This is a genomic window from Pseudoalteromonas sp. NZS127 (genome assembly GCF_015864805.1).
Classification (GTDB): domain Bacteria; phylum Pseudomonadota; class Gammaproteobacteria; order Enterobacterales; family Alteromonadaceae; genus Pseudoalteromonas; species Pseudoalteromonas nigrifaciens.
Genome location: NZ_JADYWN010000009.1, coordinates 90424 through 111655, shown reverse-complemented (window position 1 = coordinate 111655; position 21232 = coordinate 90424). Strand labels below are relative to the sequence as shown.

Annotated in this window: 16 protein-coding genes and 1 tRNA gene; 6 read left to right on the top strand and 11 right to left on the bottom strand. The window is 42.9% G+C overall.

The window, feature by feature from the left end:
- Positions 1–148: 148 nt before the first annotated feature.
- The 11 genes from rpoC to deoC form a co-directional block, all read right to left on the bottom strand.
- The gene (gene rpoC, locus I6E78_RS10315) at positions 149–4321 is read right to left on the bottom strand and encodes a DNA-directed RNA polymerase subunit beta' (RefSeq protein ID WP_058372365.1); all 4173 of its coding nucleotides are present in this window, start codon (positions 4319–4321) and stop codon (positions 149–151) included.
- A 104-nt stretch (positions 4322–4425) separates the two neighbouring features.
- Complete coding sequence (gene rpoB, locus I6E78_RS10310; protein WP_058372364.1) at positions 4426–8451, bottom strand: DNA-directed RNA polymerase subunit beta; 4026 nt, start codon at positions 8449–8451, stop codon at positions 4426–4428.
- Between the two features lie 270 nt (positions 8452–8721).
- Positions 8722–9084, bottom strand: coding sequence for a 50S ribosomal protein L7/L12 (gene rplL / locus I6E78_RS10305; protein ID WP_058372363.1), 363 nt, complete (start codon positions 9082–9084; stop codon positions 8722–8724).
- Positions 9085–9158: 74 nt separating this feature from the next.
- Positions 9159–9653 (bottom strand): 50S ribosomal protein L10, encoded by a 495-nt coding sequence (gene rplJ, locus I6E78_RS10300; protein ID WP_011326938.1) that lies wholly within the window; start codon positions 9651–9653, stop codon positions 9159–9161.
- Between the two features lie 322 nt (positions 9654–9975).
- On the bottom strand, positions 9976–10680 hold the full coding sequence (rplA, locus tag I6E78_RS10295) for a 50S ribosomal protein L1 (protein ID WP_058372362.1): 705 nt from the start codon (positions 10678–10680) through the stop codon (positions 9976–9978).
- Between the two features lie 4 nt (positions 10681–10684).
- On the bottom strand, positions 10685–11113 hold the full coding sequence (gene rplK / locus I6E78_RS10290) for a 50S ribosomal protein L11 (protein WP_058372361.1): 429 nt from the start codon (positions 11111–11113) through the stop codon (positions 10685–10687).
- 211 nt (positions 11114–11324) lie between these two features.
- Positions 11325–11882, bottom strand: a complete 558-nt coding sequence (gene nusG / locus I6E78_RS10285; protein WP_011326935.1) for a transcription termination/antitermination protein NusG — start codon at positions 11880–11882, stop codon at positions 11325–11327.
- A gap of 4 nt (positions 11883–11886) precedes the next feature.
- A complete protein-coding gene (gene secE, locus I6E78_RS10280; protein WP_058372360.1) occupies positions 11887–12264 on the bottom strand; it encodes a preprotein translocase subunit SecE in 378 nt (125 codons plus the stop codon).
- A gap of 132 nt (positions 12265–12396) precedes the next feature.
- Positions 12397–12473, bottom strand: a tRNA-Trp gene (locus I6E78_RS10275).
- 175 nt (positions 12474–12648) lie between these two features.
- A complete protein-coding gene (locus I6E78_RS10270; protein WP_058372359.1) occupies positions 12649–13149 on the bottom strand; it encodes a hypothetical protein in 501 nt (166 codons plus the stop codon).
- On the bottom strand, positions 13139–13885 hold the full coding sequence (gene deoC, locus I6E78_RS10265) for a deoxyribose-phosphate aldolase (protein ID WP_197182425.1): 747 nt from the start codon (positions 13883–13885) through the stop codon (positions 13139–13141). The genes I6E78_RS10270 and deoC overlap by 11 nt, the downstream gene beginning before the upstream one ends.
- 267 nt (positions 13886–14152) lie before the next feature.
- On the opposite strand from deoC, the gene cysG reads away from it, so the two are divergent.
- Genes cysG through cysQ form a run of 6 tightly spaced genes read left to right on the top strand, consistent with a single transcriptional unit; the run spans position 14153 to position 21118 of the window.
- Entirely contained in the window at positions 14153–15574 is a 1422-nt protein-coding gene (gene cysG / locus I6E78_RS10260; protein WP_197182424.1) for a siroheme synthase CysG, read from the top strand.
- Between the two features lie 55 nt (positions 15575–15629).
- A complete protein-coding gene (cysD, locus tag I6E78_RS10255) occupies positions 15630–16529 on the top strand; it encodes a sulfate adenylyltransferase subunit CysD (RefSeq protein ID WP_197182423.1) in 900 nt (299 codons plus the stop codon).
- Positions 16529–17953, top strand: a complete 1425-nt coding sequence (cysN, locus tag I6E78_RS10250) for a sulfate adenylyltransferase subunit CysN (protein WP_197182422.1) — start codon at positions 16529–16531, stop codon at positions 17951–17953. Before cysD ends, cysN begins: the two co-directional genes overlap by 1 nt.
- Positions 17954–17984: 31 nt before the next feature.
- Positions 17985–19709, top strand: a complete 1725-nt coding sequence (locus I6E78_RS10245; protein WP_197182421.1) for an SLC13 family permease — start codon at positions 17985–17987, stop codon at positions 19707–19709.
- A 34-nt stretch (positions 19710–19743) separates the two neighbouring features.
- Positions 19744–20337, top strand: a complete 594-nt coding sequence (cysC, locus tag I6E78_RS10240) for an adenylyl-sulfate kinase (protein ID WP_197182420.1) — start codon at positions 19744–19746, stop codon at positions 20335–20337.
- A 10-nt stretch (positions 20338–20347) separates the two neighbouring features.
- Entirely contained in the window at positions 20348–21118 is a 771-nt protein-coding gene (cysQ, locus tag I6E78_RS10235) for a 3'(2'),5'-bisphosphate nucleotidase CysQ (RefSeq protein WP_197182419.1), read from the top strand.
- Positions 21119–21232 lie beyond the last annotated feature (114 nt).

Here is a 21232-nt window from a genome sequence, read left to right as displayed (position 1 = left end):
ATCCGCCCGTTTTTACAAGTTTGTTTTAAACGCACAGGTAAATGGGTGGCGGAATTTTAATGAGCAAAGATTGACCTGTCAACCTAAACCGCTCGCAAGGTAGAAGATATCTACCTTGCGAAAACCTAATCTATTGATTTGGTTTAGTTTATTGATTTCCAGATAAATCCGCATTTAAAGCATCAGTTAGCGCTTGAGTTGCCTCTTCTGCACTTACAGTCTGCTCTTCTACTACATTTCTTTGCTTACGGCGAGCCATACGTTCTTGATGATACGAAAAGCCGGTACCGGCTGGGATCAAACGACCCACTATTACGTTTTCTTTCAGACCGCGTAACTCATCGCTCTTACCATTCACTGCTGCGTCGGTTAAAACACGTGTTGTCTCTTGGAAAGAGGCTGCAGAGATGAAAGATTCTGTTGCTAGTGATGCTTTTGTGATACCCATTAACTGGATTTCAAACTTAGCTGGGATCTTACCTTGAGCTTCAAGGTCGCGGTTTGCGATATTAACGCGTGCCACTTCAATTTGCTCACCGGCTAAGAAGTCAGTATCACCACCGTGCATAATGGTACATTTACGTAACATTTGACGGATAATAGTTTCAATGTGCTTGTCATTGATCTTAACGCCTTGCAAACGGTAAACCTCTTGCACTTCGTTAACAATGTAGTTAGCAACATGAGTCACACCACGTAAGCGTAAGATGTCATGCGGTGATTCTGGACCATCGGCGATAACTTCACCTTTAGACACTCGTTCACCTTCAAACACGTTAAGTTGACGCCATTTAGGGATCATCTCTTCGTAATGATCACCTTCATCTGGCGTAATAACTAAACGCTTCTTACCTTTAGTCTCTTTACCAAAGCTAATTGTACCGGTAACTTCAGCTAAAATAGCTGGTTCTTTCGGTTTACGAGCTTCGAATAAATCGGCTACGCGTGGTAGACCACCCGTGATATCACGAGTTTTCGAACCTTCTTGCGGAATACGTGCTAATACGTCACCAGGGTTTACTGTCGTGCCGTCAATTACTTCAATCGTAGTGAATGAAGGAAGACGTGTTTCTTGTAAGCCGCGCTCTTCACTTTCAATGATAAGCTTAGGTTCTTTCGCATTCGCTTTAGAAAGATCTTTAACAACTATACGGGTTAAACCGGTTAGTTCATCTGTCTGTGTTTCAGTATTCGAGTCATCGATATCGCTGAACGATACTTTTGACTTATGCTCAAGTACGATTGGGTGACTATGCGGGTCCCAAGTAGCAACGATGTCGTTACCTTGAACTTCTGCATTGTCTTGTACTGTTAATACTGCACCGTAAGGTACTTTATAACGCTCTTTTTCACGGCCATAACTATCAATGATAGTAATTTCCGTAGAACGCGAAATAATAGCAATCTTACCGTCTGTATTTAATACGTACTTAGCGTTGTGAAGCTTTAATGTACCGTTAGTTTTAACTTGTACATTATTCTCAGCAGACGCTCTAGATGCCGCACCACCGATGTGGAATGTACGCATCGTTAACTGTGTACCTGGCTCACCAATTGATTGTGCCGCGATAACACCTACTGATTCACCTGCGTTGATGATATGGCCACGTGCTAGGTCACGACCGTAACAGTTAGCACAAACACCAAAGTCATTATCACACGTGATAACAGAACGTACGCGAACTTCATCTACTGAGTGCTCTTCTAAAAGGTCACACAGTTTTTCGTCAAGCATAATGTTACGTTCAACTAGTACTGTATTAGTACCAGGAATAACAATATCTTCAGCAACAACACGACCTAGAACACGTTCACGAAGTGCTTCTACAACATCACCACCTTCAATAAGCGGTTTCATTGTTAAGCCATCTTCTGTGCCACAGTCGTCTTCATTGATTACCAAATCTTGTGCAACGTCTACTAGACGACGCGTTAGGTAACCCGAGTTAGCTGTTTTAAGTGCTGTATCGGCAAGACCTTTACGCGCACCATGCGTTGAGATGAAGTACTGAAGTACGTTTAGACCTTCACGGAAGTTAGCTGTGATTGGCGTCTCGATGATTGAACCATCTGGACGTGCCATTAGACCACGCATACCCGCCAACTGACGGATCTGAGCAGCACTACCACGAGCACCTGAGTCGGCCATCATAAACACTGAGTTAAATGACGCTTGCTCTACTTCTTCACCTTGTGCATTGATAACTGTGTCTTTCGACAAGTTAGACATCATCTCACGTGATAAGTTTTCATTTACACGTGACCAGATATCGATAACTTTATTGTACTTTTCACCAGCCGTTACAAGACCTGATTGGAATTGTTGGTTGATTTCAGTAACTTCAGCTTCAGCTGATTCAATGATCTGCGCTTTAACCGGTGGGATAACTAAGTCATCGATACCGATTGAAACACCTGACTTCATTGCATAATGGAAACCGGTGTACATAATTTGGTCAGCAAACATAACGGTGTCTTTAAGACCAAGACGACGGTAACACTCATTAATTAAGCCAGAAATCTGCTTTTTACCTAGCGGCTGATTGATTGACTCATACGGCATGCCTTTTGGTAAAATTAGCGACAGAATTGCACGACCAACAGTTGTATCGATAACAGTGATAGTATCTTCTACTACGCCGTTTTCGTTTTTAACTGATTGACTAATACGTACTTTCACAATTGCGTGAAGGTCTGCATTGCCACTACGGTATGCTTTTTCTGCTTCTTTTGGATCTTTAAATATCGCGCCTTCGCCTTTCGCGTTAATGCGGTCACGAGTCATGTAATAAAGACCCAATACAACATCCTGTGAAGGAACGATGATTGGCTCACCATTCGCAGGAGATAGAATGTTGTTTGTAGACATCATTAAGGCACGAGCTTCAAGCTGCGCTTCGATTGTTAACGGTACGTGTACCGCCATTTGGTCACCATCGAAATCGGCGTTGTAGGCCGCACATACTAATGGATGCAAATGAATCGCTTTACCTTCGATAAGCACAGGTTCAAACGCTTGGATACCCAAACGGTGAAGTGTTGGTGCACGGTTAAGTAATACTGGATGTTCACGAATTACTTCGTCAAGCACATCCCATACTTCCGGCATTTCACGTTCAACCATCTTCTTCGCAGCTTTGATTGTCGTAGCCATGCCGCGACGCTCTAATTTGCCATAGATGAATGGTTTGAATAGCTCAAGTGCCATCTTCTTAGGAAGACCACATTGGTGAAGCTTAAGTGTAGGACCCACTGTAATTACAGAACGGCCTGAATAATCTACACGCTTACCAAGTAAGTTCTGACGGAAACGACCTTGCTTACCCTTGATCATATCGGCAAGAGATTTAAGAGGACGTTTGTTAGAACCTGTAATTGCACGACCACGACGACCGTTATCAAGTAGCGCATCTACCGCTTCTTGTAACATACGTTTTTCGTTGCGTACGATAATATCTGGTGCTGCTAAATCTAATAGACGCTTAAGACGGTTATTACGGTTAATAACACGACGGTAAAGGTCATTTAGATCAGACGTCGCAAAACGACCACCGTCTAGTGGTACTAATGGGCGTAGATCAGGTGGCAATACTGGAAGTACTGTCATGATCATCCATTCAGGGTTATTACCTGATTGGTGGAACGATTCCATTAACTTAAGACGTTTGGTGATTTTTTTACGCTTAGTTTCAGAGTTAATTGTTGGTAACTCTTCACGCATTTCAGCAATTAATTGTGCAAGATCGAGTTCACGAAGCAAGTCTAAAACTGCTTCAGCACCCATCTTAGCTTCAAATTCATCACCATGCTCTTCAAGTGCATCTAGGTATTCTTCTTCACCTAATAGCTGACCACGCTCAAGCGTTGTCATACCAGGCTCAGTTACTACGAATGATTCGAAGTAAAGAACACGTTCAATATCACGAAGCGTCATATCTAGCATTAAGCCGATACGTGACGGTAATGATTTTAAAAACCAAATATGCGCAACTGGGCTCGCAAGGTCAATATGACCCATACGATCGCGTCGCACTTTAGTGAGTGTAACTTCAACGCCACACTTCTCACAGATCACACCGCGGTGTTTAAGACGCTTATATTTACCACATAAGCATTCATAATCTTTCACTGGGCCGAAAATACGGGCACAGAATAAGCCATCGCGCTCAGGCTTGAAAGTACGGTAGTTAATAGTCTCAGGTTTCTTTACTTCACCGTATGACCACGAACGAACCATGTCTGGTGAAGCAAGACCAATGCGAATTGCATCGAATTCTTCGGTCTTATTTTGTTGCTTCAGAAACTTAAGTAAGTCTTTCACCTTAGCTCTCCTGTCGGAGTTAATCTTGAGGACGGATAATCTCGTCCCTACATTCTATTCGGCCGTAACAGATGCTGCAGCGTTAACTGCAGCATCTAATTGGCTTAATTTTCTTCCAACTCGATGTTGATACCCAGTGAGCGGATTTCTTTTAACAATACGTTAAACGATTCTGGCATACCTGGTTCCATTTTATGGTTACCATCAACGATGTTTTTATACATCTTAGTACGACCGTTCACGTCATCCGATTTCACTGTTAGCATTTCTTGTAGAGTGTAAGCAGCACCGTAAGCTTCAAGTGCCCATACTTCCATCTCACCAAAACGCTGGCCACCGAACTGTGCTTTACCACCCAGCGGCTGCTGAGTAACAAGGCTATAAGAACCAGTAGAACGCGCATGCATTTTGTCATCAACTAAGTGATTCAGTTTCAGCATGTACATGTAACCTACGGTTACTTGACGTTCGAACTGATCGCCAGTACGGCCATCATAAAGTGTAACCTGACCACTTCTTGGGTAGCCCGCAAGCTCAAGCATGTCTTTGATTTCGCTTTCTTTCGCGCCATCAAATGCTGGAGTAGCTATTGGTAAACCACCTTTTAAGTTTTCAGCCAAACGACGAATTTCGTCATCTGTAAAGCTATCAATGTCTACTACTTGACGAGACTCGCCAATTTCGTAGGCTTGTTTAATGAAGGCACGTAACTCATGCAGCTCACGTTGCTCTTTCATCATTTCTTCAATGCGTTCACCAATACCACGTGCAGCTAGACCCATATGTGTTTCAAGGATCTGACCGATGTTCATACGTGATGGTACACCCAGTGGGTTAAGTACGATATCTACCGTACGACCTTTATCATCGTATGGCATATCTTCTACTGGTACGATAGTCGAGATAACACCTTTGTTACCATGACGACCCGCCATTTTATCACCCGGTTGGATACAACGTTTAACAGCTAGGTATACTTTAACAATCTTAAGTACGCCAGGTGCTAAGTCATCGCCTTGAGTGATTTTACGACGTTTGTTTTCAAACTTCTTATCGTATTCAGCTTTAAGCTCGTCATACTGGGCTGCTAATTGCTCAAGCTCAGCTTGCTTGTCTTCTTCAGCAAGGCTTTGCGTAAGTAGCTTCTCAGCATTTAATAACGCTAATTTGTCTTCATCAAAGCCAGCTGCGATAAGTAACTTACGCGCACGGTCTAATACACCAGCCTCTAGAATACGGAACTCTTCGTTGAAGTCTTTCTTCGCATCGCGAAGCTGCATTTCTTCAACTTCTAACGCACGCTTATCTTTTTCAACACCATCACGGGTGAAAACTTGCACGTCAATTACAGTACCAGTTACAGAATTTGGTACACGTAAAGAGCTGTCTTTAACGTCAGACGCTTTTTCGCCGAAGATCGCTCGTAGTAGCTTCTCTTCAGGGGTTAATTGCGTTTCGCCTTTCGGAGTCACTTTACCTACTAGAATATCGCCGCTTTTAACTTCAGCACCAATATAAACAACGCCTGATTCATCAAGCTTGCCTAGCGCAGATTCGCCCACATTCGGGATATCTGCAGTGATCTCTTCAGAACCTAATTTAGTATCACGGGCAATACATTGTAGTTCTTGAATGTGGATAGTCGTTAGACGATCTTCTTCAACTACGCGCTCTGATAGTAAGATTGAATCCTCGAAGTTATAACCATTCCATGGCATAAATGCCACGCGCAAGTTTTGACCAAGAGCTAAGTCGCCCAAGTCAGTCGAAGGACCATCTGCTAACACATCGCCACGAGTAACCGGTTCGCCAACCATACAAGTTGGTTTTTGGTTAATACATGTATTTTGGTTAGAACGTGTGTATTTGGTTAAGTTGTAAATGTCGATGCCCGCTTCGCCTGGAACGCGTTCTTCTTCATGTACATTAACAACGATGCGACTTGCGTCACAATACATTACTTCACCACCACGTTTTGCAACGATAGTAACACCAGAGTCTTTCGCTAGTGTTAACTCAATACCAGTACCTACTAACGGCTTATCCGCTTTCAATGTTGGTACTGCTTGACGTTGCATGTTTGAACCCATCAATGCACGGTTAGCATCATCGTGTTCTAGGAACGGGATAAGTGCTGCCGCTACAGAGATCACCTGTTGTGGTGATACATCCATATATTGCTGGTCCATACGTCCCATAAAGGTAGATTCACCTTTGTGACGACATGGAATAAGTTCATCTACAAACTCATTGGTTTCGGTTAAGTTTGAGTTCGCCTGTGCGATAACAAACTGACCTTCTTCAATGGCTGATAGGTAATCAACTTCATCAGTTACAACACCGTCTACCACTTTGCGGTAAGGTGTTTCTAAGAAACCATAATCATTAGTACGTGCGTACGTAGATAATGAGTTAATTAGACCGATGTTTGGACCCTCAGGAGTCTCGATTGGACATACGCGACCATAGTGAGTTACGTGAACGTCACGTACTTCAAAGCCTGCGCGCTCACGAGTTAGACCGCCCGGCCCTAATGCAGAAATACGACGCTTATGCGTTACTTCTGATAGCGGGTTATTTTGGTCCATAAACTGTGATAACTGAGACGAGCCGAAGAACTCTTTAACCGCTGCCGAAATAGGCTTAGCGTTAATAAGATCTTGTGGCATTATCGCATCTAGGTCACCTAAGCTTAAACGCTCACGTACAGCACGTTCTACACGTACTAAACCTACACGGAATTGGTTCTCAGCCATTTCGCCAACACTACGTATACGACGGTTGCCTAAGTGGTCAATATCATCTACATCGCCAACACCGTTACGAATAGCAATCAATACTTTCATAACAGACACGATGTCTTCTTTGCTTAATGTGCCTGGGCCTGTATCGGTATCGTAACCAACACGGCTATTGAACTTCATACGACCTACAGTTGATAAGTCATAGCGCTCTTCTGAGAAGAACAAGTTCTGGAATAAGGCTTCAGCCGCGTCTTTCGTCGGTGGCTCGCCTGGGCGCATCATGCGATAAATTTCTACTAATGCCTCTAAACGGCTGCTTGAAGAGTCAATGTTCAATGTATTTGACATGTAAGCACCGCTGTCCACTTCATTGATATATAACGTATCAATTTTAGTGTGACCGGCTTTAACCAATTCAGCCATTAATTCAAGCGTTAGCTCGTCATTTGCATTAGCTACAACTTCACCTGTTGACTCATCAACATAGTTTTTCGCTAATACGCGACCAATGATGTACTCATGTGGTACTTCTAATTGCTTAATGCCTTTTTTCTCGATGTTCTTGATATGGCGAGCCGTAACACGACGACCACTTTCAACAAACACTTCACCGTCTTCGCTCTTAATATCAAAAGCGGCGGTTTCACCACGTAAACGTGAAGGTACCAGTTCCATAAGAACTTTACCGTCAGTTACTTCAAACGTAGTGTTGTCGAAGAAAATACCAAGAATGTCTTCACTCGAGTACTCAAGTGCACGTAAGATAATAGACGCCGGTAATTTACGACGACGGTCAATACGTACATATAAGTTATCTTTTGCATCAAATTCAAAGTCTAACCATGAACCACGATATGGGATAACACGTGCGTTATATAACACTTTACCCGATGAGTGAGTTTTACCGCGGTCGTTATCAAAGAATACACCAGGGCTACGGTGTAGCTGAGAAACGATAACACGCTCTGTACCATTAATTACAAAGGTACCGGTATCGGTCATGAGCGGAATTTCGCCCATGTAAACTTCTTGCTCTTTAATGTCTTTAACTGTGCCTGGAGCTTCTTTGTCCATAACTACAAGACGCAATTTCACGCGAAGTGGAGCAGAATAAGTCACACCGCGAATTTGACATTCTTTTACATCGAAAACTGGCTCGCCAATACGATAACTTACGTATTGCAGCTCAGAATTTCCTGAGTAGCTTTTAATTGGGAACACAGAACGGAAGGCTGCTTCCAAACCATGATCGCCATCAGCGTCAGGCACTAAGAATTTTTTAAACGATTCTAACTGTGTAGATAGTAAGAAAGGTATATCCAAAACTTGTGGACGTTTACCAAAATCCTTACGGATACGTTTCTTTTCAGAATAAGAGTAAGCCATGGGGTTCCTCAGCTTGCTGATCTTTGACCCGACCTGTTCTTGTAAGAACAGACTTAACTGGCATCTATGCCAAGATTTACAACATTTGATTGTTGTTCTAATTTAGTCCCACTTTAACACTAGCAAACTATAAAGCGTTGAAAGTAAAGAAAAAATCAGATTTTATTTGCGCTATAGGAATACATCGCTCTATAGCGCAAAAAGGCCGGTGATTAAATAATCACCAGCCCTTGCCTGATTTCTCAGACAACGAACCTAGCAAAAGCTAGATTACTTGATCTCAACTTCAGCGCCAGCTTCAGTAAGGTCTTTAGCAAGAGCTTCAGCTTCTTCCTTAGAGATACCTTCTTTAACAGGTGTTGGTGCAGCTTCAACAAGAGCTTTCGCTTCTTTAAGGCCTAGGCCAGTTGCGCTACGAACTGCTTTGATTGCAGAAACCTTGTTAGCGCCAGCGCCAGTAAGGATTACATCAAATTCAGTCTTTTCTTCAACTGCTTCAGCAGCTGGACCAGCTACCATACCAGCAGCAGCAGTTACGCCGAATTTTTCTTCCATTGCTTCGATAAGAGCAACAACGTCCATTACTGACATTTCAGCAATTGCGTCAAGGATTTGGTCTTTAGATACAGACATTTCAAATTTCCTAATAATTAACGGACTTTAAGTCCAAATAAATTTTACACCGAAAGGGATTAAACAGCTTAAAATTAAGCAGCTTGCTCTTCTTTCTGTACACGTACTGCTTCAATTGTTTTACACAATTTACCAGCAGACGCTTCTTTCATAGCGCTCATTAAGCGTGCAACAGCTTCGTCGTATGTAGGTAATGTAGCAAGCATTGCTGCATCAACAACATTTCCTTCAAAAGCGGCCGTTTTAAGCTCAAATTTCTCGTTCTTTTTTGCAAAAGCAGAAAAGATACGCGCAGCAGCACCTGGGTGCTCTGATGAGAAAGCGATTAAGCTTGGACCAACAAATGAATCAGAAAGGCACTCAAACTGTGTTCCTTCAAGAGCACGTTTTGCTAAAGTGTTACGGACAACTTTCATCCAAACACCATTTGCACGAGCTTCTTTACGAAGGGCAGTGATTGCGCCAACTGTTACACCACGAGAATCTGCAACAACTGCAGATAGAGCACCATTGGCTGCTTCGTTGACTTCAGCAACTATTGCTTGTTTGCCTTGAAGATTTAAAGCCATGGGTGTTACTCCTGGTTTAATGGGGTTACCGACACTCGGTGTCCCCTGTTCTACTCTTCTCTATCAATCAAGATAGAGATGCTTTTTACGGCGAGAGCCAGAAGGATTAGGAAAAATCTATCTGGGGTCTACACCGTCTACGTAGGTGAATATTAAGGCCGAAGCCACCTACGGTCTTGGACGGAAGTCCAATTTATCGCTTTACCCTAAGGCGCAACGAAATTATGGACTTCAACCCGAATTCTTTACTTTGCTGAAAAACGAATTAATCAACAAAATGGCGCGAAATTATAGTACAAATTTCACGCCATGTAAACACCGATTAAGCTACAGTTGTGCTTAAAGTGTTTTGGTCAACAGCAACGCCTGCGCCCATTGTTGTAGAGATAGTTACTTTCTTCAAGTAAACACCTTTAGCTTGAGAAGGTTTAGCCTTCTTAAGCGCAACAATTAATGACTCAAGGTTTTGTTGTAAATGCTCAGCAGTGAAATCAACCTTACCAATAGTAGTATGGATGATGCCATTTTTGTCATTACGGTAACGTACTTGACCCGCTTTTGCATTTTTAACTGCTTCAGCAACGTTAGGTGTTACTGTACCAGTCTTAGGGTTTGGCATTAGACCACGTGGGCCTAAGATTTGACCTAGTTGACCAACAACACGCATAGCGTCTGGTGATGCAACAACAACGTCAAAGTTCATCTCGCCTTTTTTAACTAGCTCAGCAAGATCTTCCATACCTACTAATTCAGCACCGGCTTCTTTCGCAGCTTCTGCGTTAGCGCCTTGTGTGAATACTGCAACGCGAACGTCACGACCAGTACCGTTAGGTAGTACAGTTGCACCACGAACGTTTTGATCAGATTTACGAGCATCGATACCAAGGTTAACAGCAACGTCAACACTTTCTACGAATTTAGCTGTCGCTAACTCTTTTAAAAGCGCGATCGCTTCGTTGATTTCGTAATCTTTAGTTACTTCCACTTTTTCGCGGATAGTACGCATACGTTTAGTTAATTTAGCCATATTCTTAGTCCTCTACGCTCAAGCCCATCGCACGAGCAGATCCTGCGATAGTGCGAACCGCAGCTTCTAAATCAGAAGCTGTAAGGTCAGCTCGTTTAGTCTCAACAATCTCTTCAAGTTGAGCACGAGTTACTGTGCCTACTTTTTCAGTGTTAGGACGGCCTGAGCCTGATTTAACGCCAGCTGCTTTAAGTAGCAAGTATGCCGCAGGTGGAGTTTTCATGTCGAACGTAAAAGAACGGTCACCGTAAACAGAGATCACTACAGGAACTGGAGCGCCTTTTTCGATAGATTCTGTACGTGCGTTAAACGCTTTACAGAATTCCATGATGTTTACACCGTGTTGACCTAGTGCAGGACCTACTGGTGGACTAGGGTTAGCCATACCAGCGGCAACTTGTAGCTTGATTAGAGCTTCAACTTTTTTAGCCATTATAAATACCTCATTAAGTGGGTCTCAGCCTTGTGCGCGCGAGGACGCGTACTCTAACGGCTCCCCAATTTAAAAAATTGTTTCGTACTTTTTGCAGAGTAAAATTAATTTACCCAAATACAAAAAGGCCGCTGATTATAAGTTAATCAGCGGCCTTTTTCAAGCTTCGTGCCAAATTTTATAAAAAATTTAGCATCACTTTTTTAATCAATTACTTATCTTGTTCAACTTGACCAAATTCAAGTTCAACCGGTGTAGAACGACCAAAAATAAGTACCGACACTTTAACGCGGCTCTTTTCATAGTCAACTTCTTCAACAACACCGCTAAAGTCAGCAAATGGACCGTCAGTAACACGAACAACTTCACCTGGTTCAAATAAGGTCGCAGGTTTAGGTGCTTCAGCATTTTCTTGTAGACGATTAAGAATACGCTCAGCTTCTTTGGCACTAATTGGTGCAGGACGATCAGACGTACCACCAATAAAGCCCATAACACGTTCTGTGCTATTAACTAAATGCCAGCTTTTATCGTTCATATCCATTTGAATTAGTACATAACCAGGGAAGAACTTACGCTCAGATTTACGCTTTTGACCAGCGCGCATCTCAATCACTTCTTCTGTTGGTACTAATACCTCACCAAAGCTCTCTTCAAGGCCTTTGATTTTAATGTGTTCTAAAATAGTTTGTGCAACACGCTTCTCATAACCTGAGAAAGCCTGTACTACGTACCAACGTAGCTTTATTTCGTTGTTCTCATCCGACATGGGATCAGATCTCCAATCCAGTTAAAAAGCCTACAGCGCGGAATAAAATGCCATCTAATCCCCAAAGGATAAGTGCCATTATCGCTGTTGCAACCATTACAATTAATGTCGTGTGGATAGTTTCTTGACGCGTTGGCCAAATTACTTTGCGCACTTCAATTCTTGCTTCTTTAGCAAAAGTAAGGAAAGCACGTCCTTTAGCTGTTTGCGAGGCAATTGCTAAACCAGCTGCTATTGCAACTACAACGCCAATCGCACGTAGCAATACAGACTGATCTGCAAACATGTGATTACCAACAACTGCGCCTGCAAGTAGCACTATTGCTACTAACCACTTTACTGACTCCATCGCACTTGATGGCGTTTCTACATTCGTGCTCATAATATTATTACCTTAACTACAGACACAACAACCCTACGCTATGGTAGGGTTAATCCATTAAAATCTAAACTTAAAAACAGACTTATTTAAACCGATTTTTAACCCCAGACTTACCCGCATCGCGAGTAATATTGGCAGGGGCGGAGAGATTCGAACTCCCAACCGTCGGTTTTGGAGACCGCTGTTCTACCAATTGGAACTACGCCCCTGCAAAGTGGATGCCTATTATACTTACGCAGTTCATTAACACAAGAGTAAAGATTGCCATCTGATAAAATCTTCACCGTTAATTTACACACCGCATTATTTAACCACTTAACTCGCTAAATTAATATTTATTTATGCAATAAAAAGTCATTCCTGCAATGAGTTACCGTAAAAAAATCAAAATAAACGTACCAACTCGCCACGATAAAAATCGCATAACAACCAAATTTGCTCAAATGCATGCGTTTGCGGCACACTGATCTTTTCAAGCTGAGCATCAAAGTCAGCTTTATGCCAAATAGTGCTGGCATTGCGAATTAATAACCAAGTTCGCGCTGAATGATAAGACTTAGTGGCTTTTTGCTCCAGTAACCTCTCTAACGCTAGGCGTAACCTTTGCTCACTCGGTGCTTGCGCCATATCGGCCAACGCCCGCTGCATTGGAATTGACAGTGGCCGGCCAAGCACTGCCATTGCTTCGGTTTCACTGGCGTATAAGTGCGCAACTTCAATATCAAGCTGCTGATCGCCTTTGTAGCAGCTAACGTCGGGCTTATTGGGCTCATTATGCCAAATATGGCGCATATGAATACCGTATTGCTGCTCATAACAACGTAAAAACAACCTCGCTGCATCGTGCTCTAACTGTTGTTTTTCTTGTTCGCTATCACGCTTCATTTAATACCGCGTACACATTAGTTAATAAACTTGATGCGCCAAATCTAAAGGTATTTGCTTGTAAGTAGTCATTACCCATAATAGTGCTTGCAAGGGTTAAGTAATCGCTCGCATCAGCAAGCGTTTTAACCCCTCCCGCCGCTTTAAAGCCAACTAGCTTGCCCGACTCTTTAATGGTATTGAGTATAATTTTTGTCGCATCAAGCGTAGCGTTGACAGCGACCTTACCGGTACTTGTTTTTACAAAGTCGGCACCGCCTTTAATAGCTAATAATGTGGCTGATGCTATTAGCTCAGGTGTTTGTAACTCGCCGCTTTCTATAATCACTTTAAGTTGAGCGCGCGACCCACAGACTTTTTTGCTCTCGGTAACATACTCAAGCACACGGCTTTTATCACCCGCTATTAATGCTTTATATGGAATAACTAAATCAATTTCATCTGCGCCGCGCTCTATGGCAATTAGTGTTTCGTTTATTACGGTATTTAAAGGCGCGTCACCCGTTGGAAAGTTAGTTACTGTGGCTACTTTTATATGGCTTAGCTCTCTGGTTGCTAAGGCTACTTTTGCTTCTGCTACAAAATCACTGTAAACACATACTGCAGCGGGCGTGCCTAATTTAGGGTTAATGCTGTTTACTAATTTATTAATAGCGGCACTATTATCGTCGCTATTTAGGCTGGTTAAATCCATTAAGGCGACAGCCAAAGCAGCCTCTTTTTGTTGTTTAATCATAGTAACCTCATCATATTTATACCGTGATTTAATACCTATAATTATAGTAACCTAAACTTGCTATAGCTCATAACCAAACACTCTAAGCCCTTAGTTTTACATGCAACCGACCGCAAAGCCTTACTAATTAAGATTTCGGCCTTAAAAACCCACTCGTTATAACTTTTAGTTATAACGAGTGGGTTTTAATTATTTTTTACTTAGTATGTGGCGCTATATTGTGGCTATTAGGCTAAACGAGCCATTTATTTTAGGGGTGTGATTAACGTGCAGTATTTACCTATCTTTACCAAACTCGACAACAAACCTGTATTGGTTGTTGGCGGTGGAGATGTTGCGTTGCGTAAATGCAGCGCGCTTTTAAAAGCGCGTGCCAGTATTACTTTAGTCGCTCCCAAATTTTGCCAACAGCTCATTGAGCTTGCTAGCGACAATAAAGTAACGCTTATACACGACTACTTTAACGAGCAACATTTAAAAAATATGATGCTGGTAATTGCTGCTACAGATTTAGAGCATGTAAATAGCCAAGTGTTTGAACTGGCTAATGCGAATAACATTTTTGTTAATGTAGTTGACGATCAGCCTAAGTGCACCTTTATATTTCCATCGATTGTCGATCGTAACCCTATCACTATTGCTATTTCAAGCGCAGGCACTGCACCGGTATTAGCGCGCCGCCTACGCGAAAAATTAGAAACCCTAATACCGCAACATATTGGCCCGCTGGCAACGCTTGTAGGTGGCTTTAGAAGCAAAGTAAAACAACGCTTTAAGCACTTTGCCGATCGTCGCCAGTTTTGGGAAGGCGTATTCGACTCATCGGTTGTTAGTAAAGTACAAACCGGCGACACCCAAGCCGCAGAGCAACAGTTAGAACAAATGCTAAATGCTAAAGCCGAGCCCGAAGGCGAGGTTTATGTAGTAGGTGCAGGCCCTGGCGATCCTGAATTACTGACACTTAAGGCACTGCAACTTATGCAACAAGCCGATGTAGTGGTTTATGACTATTTAGTATCTGACGAAATTATGGAACTAGTGCGCCGCGATGCCGACCTTATTTGTGTAGGCAAACGTTTAGGCGATCACAGCGTAGCGCAGCAAGACACTAACCAAATGCTGGTCGATTTAGCCAAGCAAGGTAAAAAAGTATGCCGTATTAAAGGTGGCGATCCGTTTATTTATGGCCGTGGTGGTGAAGAAGTACAAGTACTGGCGGCTAACAAGGTAAATTATCAAATTGTACCTGGTATAACTGCCGCCGCAGGATGCAGTGCCTATGCGGGTATTCCGCTTACCCATCGTGACCACGCACAAGCGATTCAGTTTGTAACCGGACATTGTAAAAAAGACGGCCAAGAACTCGATTGGCAATCGCTGGCTAAACCAAATCAAACCTTAGCTATTTATATGGGCGTGATAAAGTCGCCACATATACAAGCTGAGCTTTTAAAACATGGCCGCAGCGCTAATACACCCGTTGCCATTATTGAAAACGGCACCCGTAAAAATCAACGCGTAATTACTGGGGAATTGGGCGAGCTTGCCGATTTAATTACGCGTAACAGTGTGGTTTCTCCTGCGCTGCTTATTATTGGCGAAGTAACATCCTTGCACCAAGAGTTACATTGGTTTGGTGCCAAAGCGCAAACTAGCAGTTTTGCGCAACCACTTACCGATGTGGCATAAGCTTTATACATTTATTAGATTTTAACTTTTAATTATTTTAGTAGGACGACTAACAATGGCTTTAACTCACCTTCAGCAGCTTGAAGCTGAAAGTATCAAAATCATGCGCGAAGTCGCCGCTGAGTTTGAGAACCCAGTAATGCTTTACTCAATTGGTAAAGATTCGTCGGTACTTTTGCACTTAGCGCGTAAAGCATTTTACCCTGCAAAAATTCCGTTTCCGTTATTACACGTAGACACTAATTGGAAGTTTAGCGAAATGATTGAATTTCGTGACCGTATTGCCAAAGAATACGGCTTTGAGCTACTAGTGCATAAAAACCCAGAAGGTATGGAAATTGGTATAAGCCCGTTTGAACATGGCTCTGGTAAGCATACCGATATAATGAAAACTCAAGGTTTAAAACAAGCACTCGACAAATATGGCTTTGATGCCGCCTTTGGTGGCGCACGCCGCGACGAAGAAAAGTCACGCGCTAAAGAACGTGTTTATTCATTTCGCGATAAGCACCACCGCTGGGATCCTAAAAACCAACGCCCAGAGCTTTGGAATACGTACAACAGCCAAGTAAATCCAGGTGAAAGTATTCGTGTATTCCCACTGTCTAACTGGACCGAGTTGGATATTTGGCAATATATTTATCAAGAAAACATCGACATGGTGCCTTTGTATTTAGCCAAAGAGCGCCCAGTGGTTGATCGCGACGGCACCCTAATTATGGTTGACGATGACCGTATGCCACTTTTCGAGGGTGAAGTGCCAATGATGAAGTCGGTACGTTTTCGTACTTTAGGCTGCTACCCACTTACCGGTGCAGTGGAATCAACGGCCAGTTCATTAACCGAAATTATTGAAGAAATGCTGCTATCTACGTCATCTGAACGTGAAGGTCGGGTTATTGACCATGACTCGGCAGGCTCAATGGAAAAGAAAAAACGTGAGGGGTATTTTTAATGTCTAGCCAAAATAACGACACATACAACGAAGTAAAAGAAATAGGCATAGACGCCTACCTAGCACGCCAGCAAGACAAAAGTTTATTGCGTATGCTTACGTGTGGCAGCGTAGATGACGGTAAATCAACACTCATTGGCCGCCTACTGCACGACAGCCATCAAATTTATGAAGATCAGCTAGCAGCGCTGCATAAAGATAACGAAAAAGTAGGTAACGCAGGCGATGACCTTGATTTAGCATTGCTTGTAGATGGCCTACAAGCTGAGCGCGAGCAAGGCATAACCATTGACGTAGCGTATCGTTATTTTTCGACCGCTAAGCGCAAGTTTATTATTGCCGACACTCCAGGGCACGAGCAATACACGCGCAACATGGTAACGGGTGCATCAACCAGCGATGTAGCTATTATTTTGGTGGATGCGCGTTACGGCGTACAAGTACAAACTAAGCGCCATAGCTTTATTTGTGACTCGCTTGGTATTAAGCAATTTGTTGTGGCTATTAATAAAATGGATATCGTTGATTTTGACGAAACTGTTTATGAAAAAATTAAAGCCGACTACTTAAAATTTGCCGAGCAACTTAATGTAAGTAACATTAAATTTGTACCTATGTCGGCGCTTAAAGGCGATAACGTAGTTACTCGTTCTGTACATACGCCTTACTACACCGACAAACCATTGCTAGAGTTATTAGAAGACTCGCCAGCAGCGCAAATCGACACTGACTTAGAAGCACGTTTACCGGTGCAGTATGTGGCGCGCCCTAACTTAAACTTTCGCGGTTTTCAGGGCACACTAGCCTCTGGCAAGTTACAAGTGGGTGATGCAATAAAAGTACTTCCATCGGGCAAAACCTCTAGTATTAAAGAAATTGTTACCTTTGATGGCAACCTAGACAGCGCACAAGCTGGCCAAGCAATTACCGTTACGCTAAATAGCGAAATTGATATTAGCCGAGGCGATGTCATTGTACCTGCAAGTTCTACGGCAATAGTCACCAACCAGCTACAAGCTAAATTAGTGTGGATGCACGAAACGCCGCTGCAGCTAGGTAAAAGCTATAACTTTAAACTTGGTAGCAAAAACACCTCTGCTCAAGTTACTAAGATTGATCACACTATCGATGTAAATACCCTAGAGCATGGTAGCAGCGACACTCTACAGTTAAACGAAATCGCCATTGTAACGCTAGAACTTAGCGAAACTATTTTGGCCGATGAGTATCACAGTAATCACGAAACTGGCTCGTTTATACTTATCGATCGCTTATCTAACTTAACTATTGCAGCCGGTATGATAGAGCAAGTACTGCAAAGCCAAGCGCAGCAAAGTAACTTTAGTGCTTTTGAAGTTGAATTTAACACCTTAGTACGCAAGCACTTTCCACATTGGCAAGCGCTTGATATATCAAAGTTATAATACTTTTTGAGCCTGTTATAGGATATAAAGCATGGTAGATCAGCTCATTTTAACAGGCATTATGCTTACTTTAGTCGGGTGCCTTTTTGGCACTCGGCTTAATCCAGCATGGCTATTTGTGGGAGCCATTGGTAGCAGCTACTTAGCAGGGCTAATAGATTTAGAAAGCATGTTAGTTAATTATACTAACCCGTCGCTAATTACTTTGGTGCTATTGATATTAGTGTCAATTGCGATTGAAAAAACCACCCTTATTCAAAAATTAGCGCAATCGCTATCGAGTGGTAGTTTAGTTAAATCAGTGACTAAATTAGGGCTTTCGACCGCGTTTTTATCCTCGTTTACTAATAACACCGCCGTGGTTGCTTCCTTAATTACCGCGATAAAAGACAATCCCAATCACTCGCCATCAAAGTTACTATTACCACTATCGTACACCGCTATTTTAGGCGGCACTATTACTCTTATTGGCACATCAACCAACTTAATAGTAAATGGTTTTGCCGTAGATGCGGGCATGGCGCCACTGGGCTTTTTTGACTTTACCTTAGTGGGCTTAGGTGCATTAAGTGTGGGCTTAATCACTATTTTAGTCATGTTAAAATACTTACCCGACAACGGTAAAAGCGACCAAGAAGTCGTGCCTTTTTATCTTGAAGGTAAAGTACAAGCCGGTTCAAAGCTAATTGGTCGCACCGTAGAAGAAAATGGCCTGCGTGAACTTAAAGACTTATTTTTAGGCGAAATAATTCGCGATAACCAACGCATTTGTGCGGTCACGCCACAGCAAATAATTAAACAAAACGACATATTACTTTTTGTGGGCGATATAAAATCAGTCCCCTTACTTACGCGTTTCGATGGTTTAAAAGTAGTGCACGACAATCATCAAAAAGACATAGAACACTTAGTAGAGGTTGTTGTAAGTCAGTCTTCAAAATTTATTGGTAAAACCGTAAAAGAAGCCCGCTTTAGAGAGCAGTTTCATGCGGCGGTTATTGCTATTCGCCGCGGCCACGATCGCCTGCAAGGTGGTTTAGGGCAAGTGCGTTTACAAGCAGGCGACTCACTAATACTCGCCCCGGGTAAAAGCTTTTACAATTTGCCTAATTTAAAACGTGAGTTTGTGTATATATCGGGGTTTGATTTACAAACCCACCTCGCCCCTAAACAGTCAAACATTGTGCTGCTAAGCTTTGCAGCAGTACTGGGCTTAAGCATTATTGGTTTAGTGCCGCTAGTTAAAGGCTTATTAGTATTACTGATTGGCTTAATGCTTTGCGGTACTATTAAGCTTAGCGAAGTAAAGCGTCGCTTTCCTATTGAGTTGCTCGCCGTAGTTGGCAGCGCCATAGGCTTGGCAAAACTAATGATAGGCACAGGCCTTGCTGGGCAAATATCGGCGGCTATGTTTGTAGTACTTGGCGACTTTGGCCCATATAGCGCCTTTATCGCAATATTTTTAATGACGGTATTATTTACCGAACTAATAACCAATAACGCCGCTGCAGCCTTGTCGTTTCCGGTTGCCTATTCACTTGCCGTTGGCTTTAATGTAGACCCACTACCATTTATTATGGCGGTTGCGTTTGGCGCATCAGCAAGTTTTATATCGCCGTTTGGTTATCAAACTAACCTGATGGTTTACAGCGCGGGTAACTATCGTTTAAAAGATTATGTAGTGATGGGCTTGCCCCTTTCTATTATTTATTCAATAACAGTATTAACCTTGATCCCGCTAGTATTTCCGTTTTAATACCGGCGTTCACAGCATAAAGAGATAACTCACTATGGATGAAAATATAGTTTGGCATAACTACGCAACCACTAAAGCACAACGTAGTGAGCAAAAAAAGCATCAGAGCGCTATTATATGGTTTACCGGATTTTCGGGCTCAGGTAAAAGCACTGTAGCAAATGCGCTAGAAGCCGCGCTTAATCAACAAGGTATTCATACTTACCTGCTCGATGGCGACAACGTACGCCACGGTTTATGTAAAGACCTAGGCTTTAGCGACGCAGACCGAGTTGAAAACATTCGCCGCGTAGGCGAAACCGCAAAGCTAATGACCGACGCTGGCTTGTTAGTACTTACTGCGTTTATATCGCCTTTTCGAGCAGAGCGCGACATGGTGCGCAGCCTAGTAGATGAAGGTGAATTTATCGAAGTATTTATCGATACCCCACTCGATGTGTGCGAAAGCCGCGATCCTAAAGGCTTATACAAAAAAGCCCGCGCAGGCGAAATTAAACACTTTACCGGCATTGATTCAAGCTACGAAATTCCCATCAATCCAGAAATAATTTTAGATACCAGTAAAAACACCCTAGACCAATCGGTTGTTCAGCTGATAACGTATCTAAAACAACAGCACATAATATAGGTTAACCCCAATGAACCAAACCGAACTGCTAGAAGAAACCCTGATCCTTGCCCGCAAAGCGGGTAGCGCCATAATGGGAATTTATCAAAAGGACTTTAACGTTGAATACAAAGCCGATGAAAGCCCAGTAACCGACGCCGACTTAGCAGCTCATAAAATCATTGTTGCAGGGCTACAGCAGCTCACTCCCGACATTCCTATATTAAGTGAAGAAAACGCCGATATAAGCTGGGAAGTTCGCAAAGCATGGAAACGTTACTGGCTAGTAGATCCTATCGATGGCACTAAAGAGTTTATTAAAAAAAATGGTGAGTTCACCGTAAATATCGCACTTATCGAAAATGGTATTCCGGTTTTAGCTGTAGTAGACGCCCCTGCCCTTGGCGTATCTTACTTAGCAAGCGAAGCCATAGGCGCATTTAAAGACAAAGGCGATGAGCGGATAGAGCTAAAAGTAACTACCAAGCCAAACACAGGGCTAATACGCGTCGTTGGCAGCCGCTCACACCCCTCACCTGATTTAGCCGAATTTGTAAAACGCTTTGACGAGGTAGCCATGGTTTCAAAAGGCAGCTCACTAAAACTATGTTTAGTGGCCGAAGGCAGCGCCGATATTTACCCGCGCTTAGGCCCAACCTGTGAGTGGGATACAGGCGCAGGCCATGCAATCGCCGCAATCGCCGGTGCTAAAGTGACTAAACTTGATGGCAGCCCGCTTATTTATAACACCAAAGATGAATACTTAAATCCGTATTTTATTGTCTCAGCTATTGAAGAGTAAAGTGCAACGAGCTGCGGGCTTAAGCCACAAGTAGCTCAATGACTATTTAAACACCGTAGGTTGGGTTGAGTGCAACGAAACCCAACATGTAGAGCCATAATTTATTAAGCTTTG

Bases quoted from the DNA above. Each gene is read 5' to 3' on its own strand.
- rpoB (WP_058372364.1), bottom strand. From the start codon at position 8,451: ATGGCTTACTCTTATTCTGAAAAGAAACGTATCCGTAAGGATTTTGGT.
- rplL (WP_058372363.1), bottom strand. From the start codon at position 9,084: ATGTCTGTATCTAAAGACCAAATCCTTGACGCAATTGCTGAAATGTCA.
- rplJ (WP_011326938.1), bottom strand. From the start codon at position 9,653: ATGGCTTTAAATCTTCAAGGCAAACAAGCAATAGTTGCTGAAGTCAAC.
- rplA (WP_058372362.1), bottom strand. From the start codon at position 10,680: ATGGCTAAATTAACTAAACGTATGCGTACTATCCGCGAAAAAGTGGAA.
- rplK (WP_058372361.1), bottom strand. From the start codon at position 11,113: ATGGCTAAAAAAGTTGAAGCTCTAATCAAGCTACAAGTTGCCGCTGGT.
- nusG (WP_011326935.1), bottom strand. From the start codon at position 11,882: ATGTCGGATGAGAACAACGAAATAAAGCTACGTTGGTACGTAGTACAG.
- secE (WP_058372360.1), bottom strand. From the start codon at position 12,264: ATGAGCACGAATGTAGAAACGCCATCAAGTGCGATGGAGTCAGTAAAG.
- I6E78_RS10270 (WP_058372359.1), bottom strand. From the start codon at position 13,149: ATGAAGCGTGATAGCGAACAAGAAAAACAACAGTTAGAGCACGATGCA.
- deoC (WP_197182425.1), bottom strand. From the start codon at position 13,885: ATGATTAAACAACAAAAAGAGGCTGCTTTGGCTGTCGCCTTAATGGAT.
- cysD (WP_197182423.1), top strand. From the start codon at position 15,630: ATGGCTTTAACTCACCTTCAGCAGCTTGAAGCTGAAAGTATCAAAATC.
- cysN (WP_197182422.1), top strand. From the start codon at position 16,529: ATGTCTAGCCAAAATAACGACACATACAACGAAGTAAAAGAAATAGGC.
- I6E78_RS10245 (WP_197182421.1), top strand. From the start codon at position 17,985: ATGGTAGATCAGCTCATTTTAACAGGCATTATGCTTACTTTAGTCGGG.
- cysC (WP_197182420.1), top strand. From the start codon at position 19,744: ATGGATGAAAATATAGTTTGGCATAACTACGCAACCACTAAAGCACAA.
- cysQ (WP_197182419.1), top strand. From the start codon at position 20,348: ATGAACCAAACCGAACTGCTAGAAGAAACCCTGATCCTTGCCCGCAAA.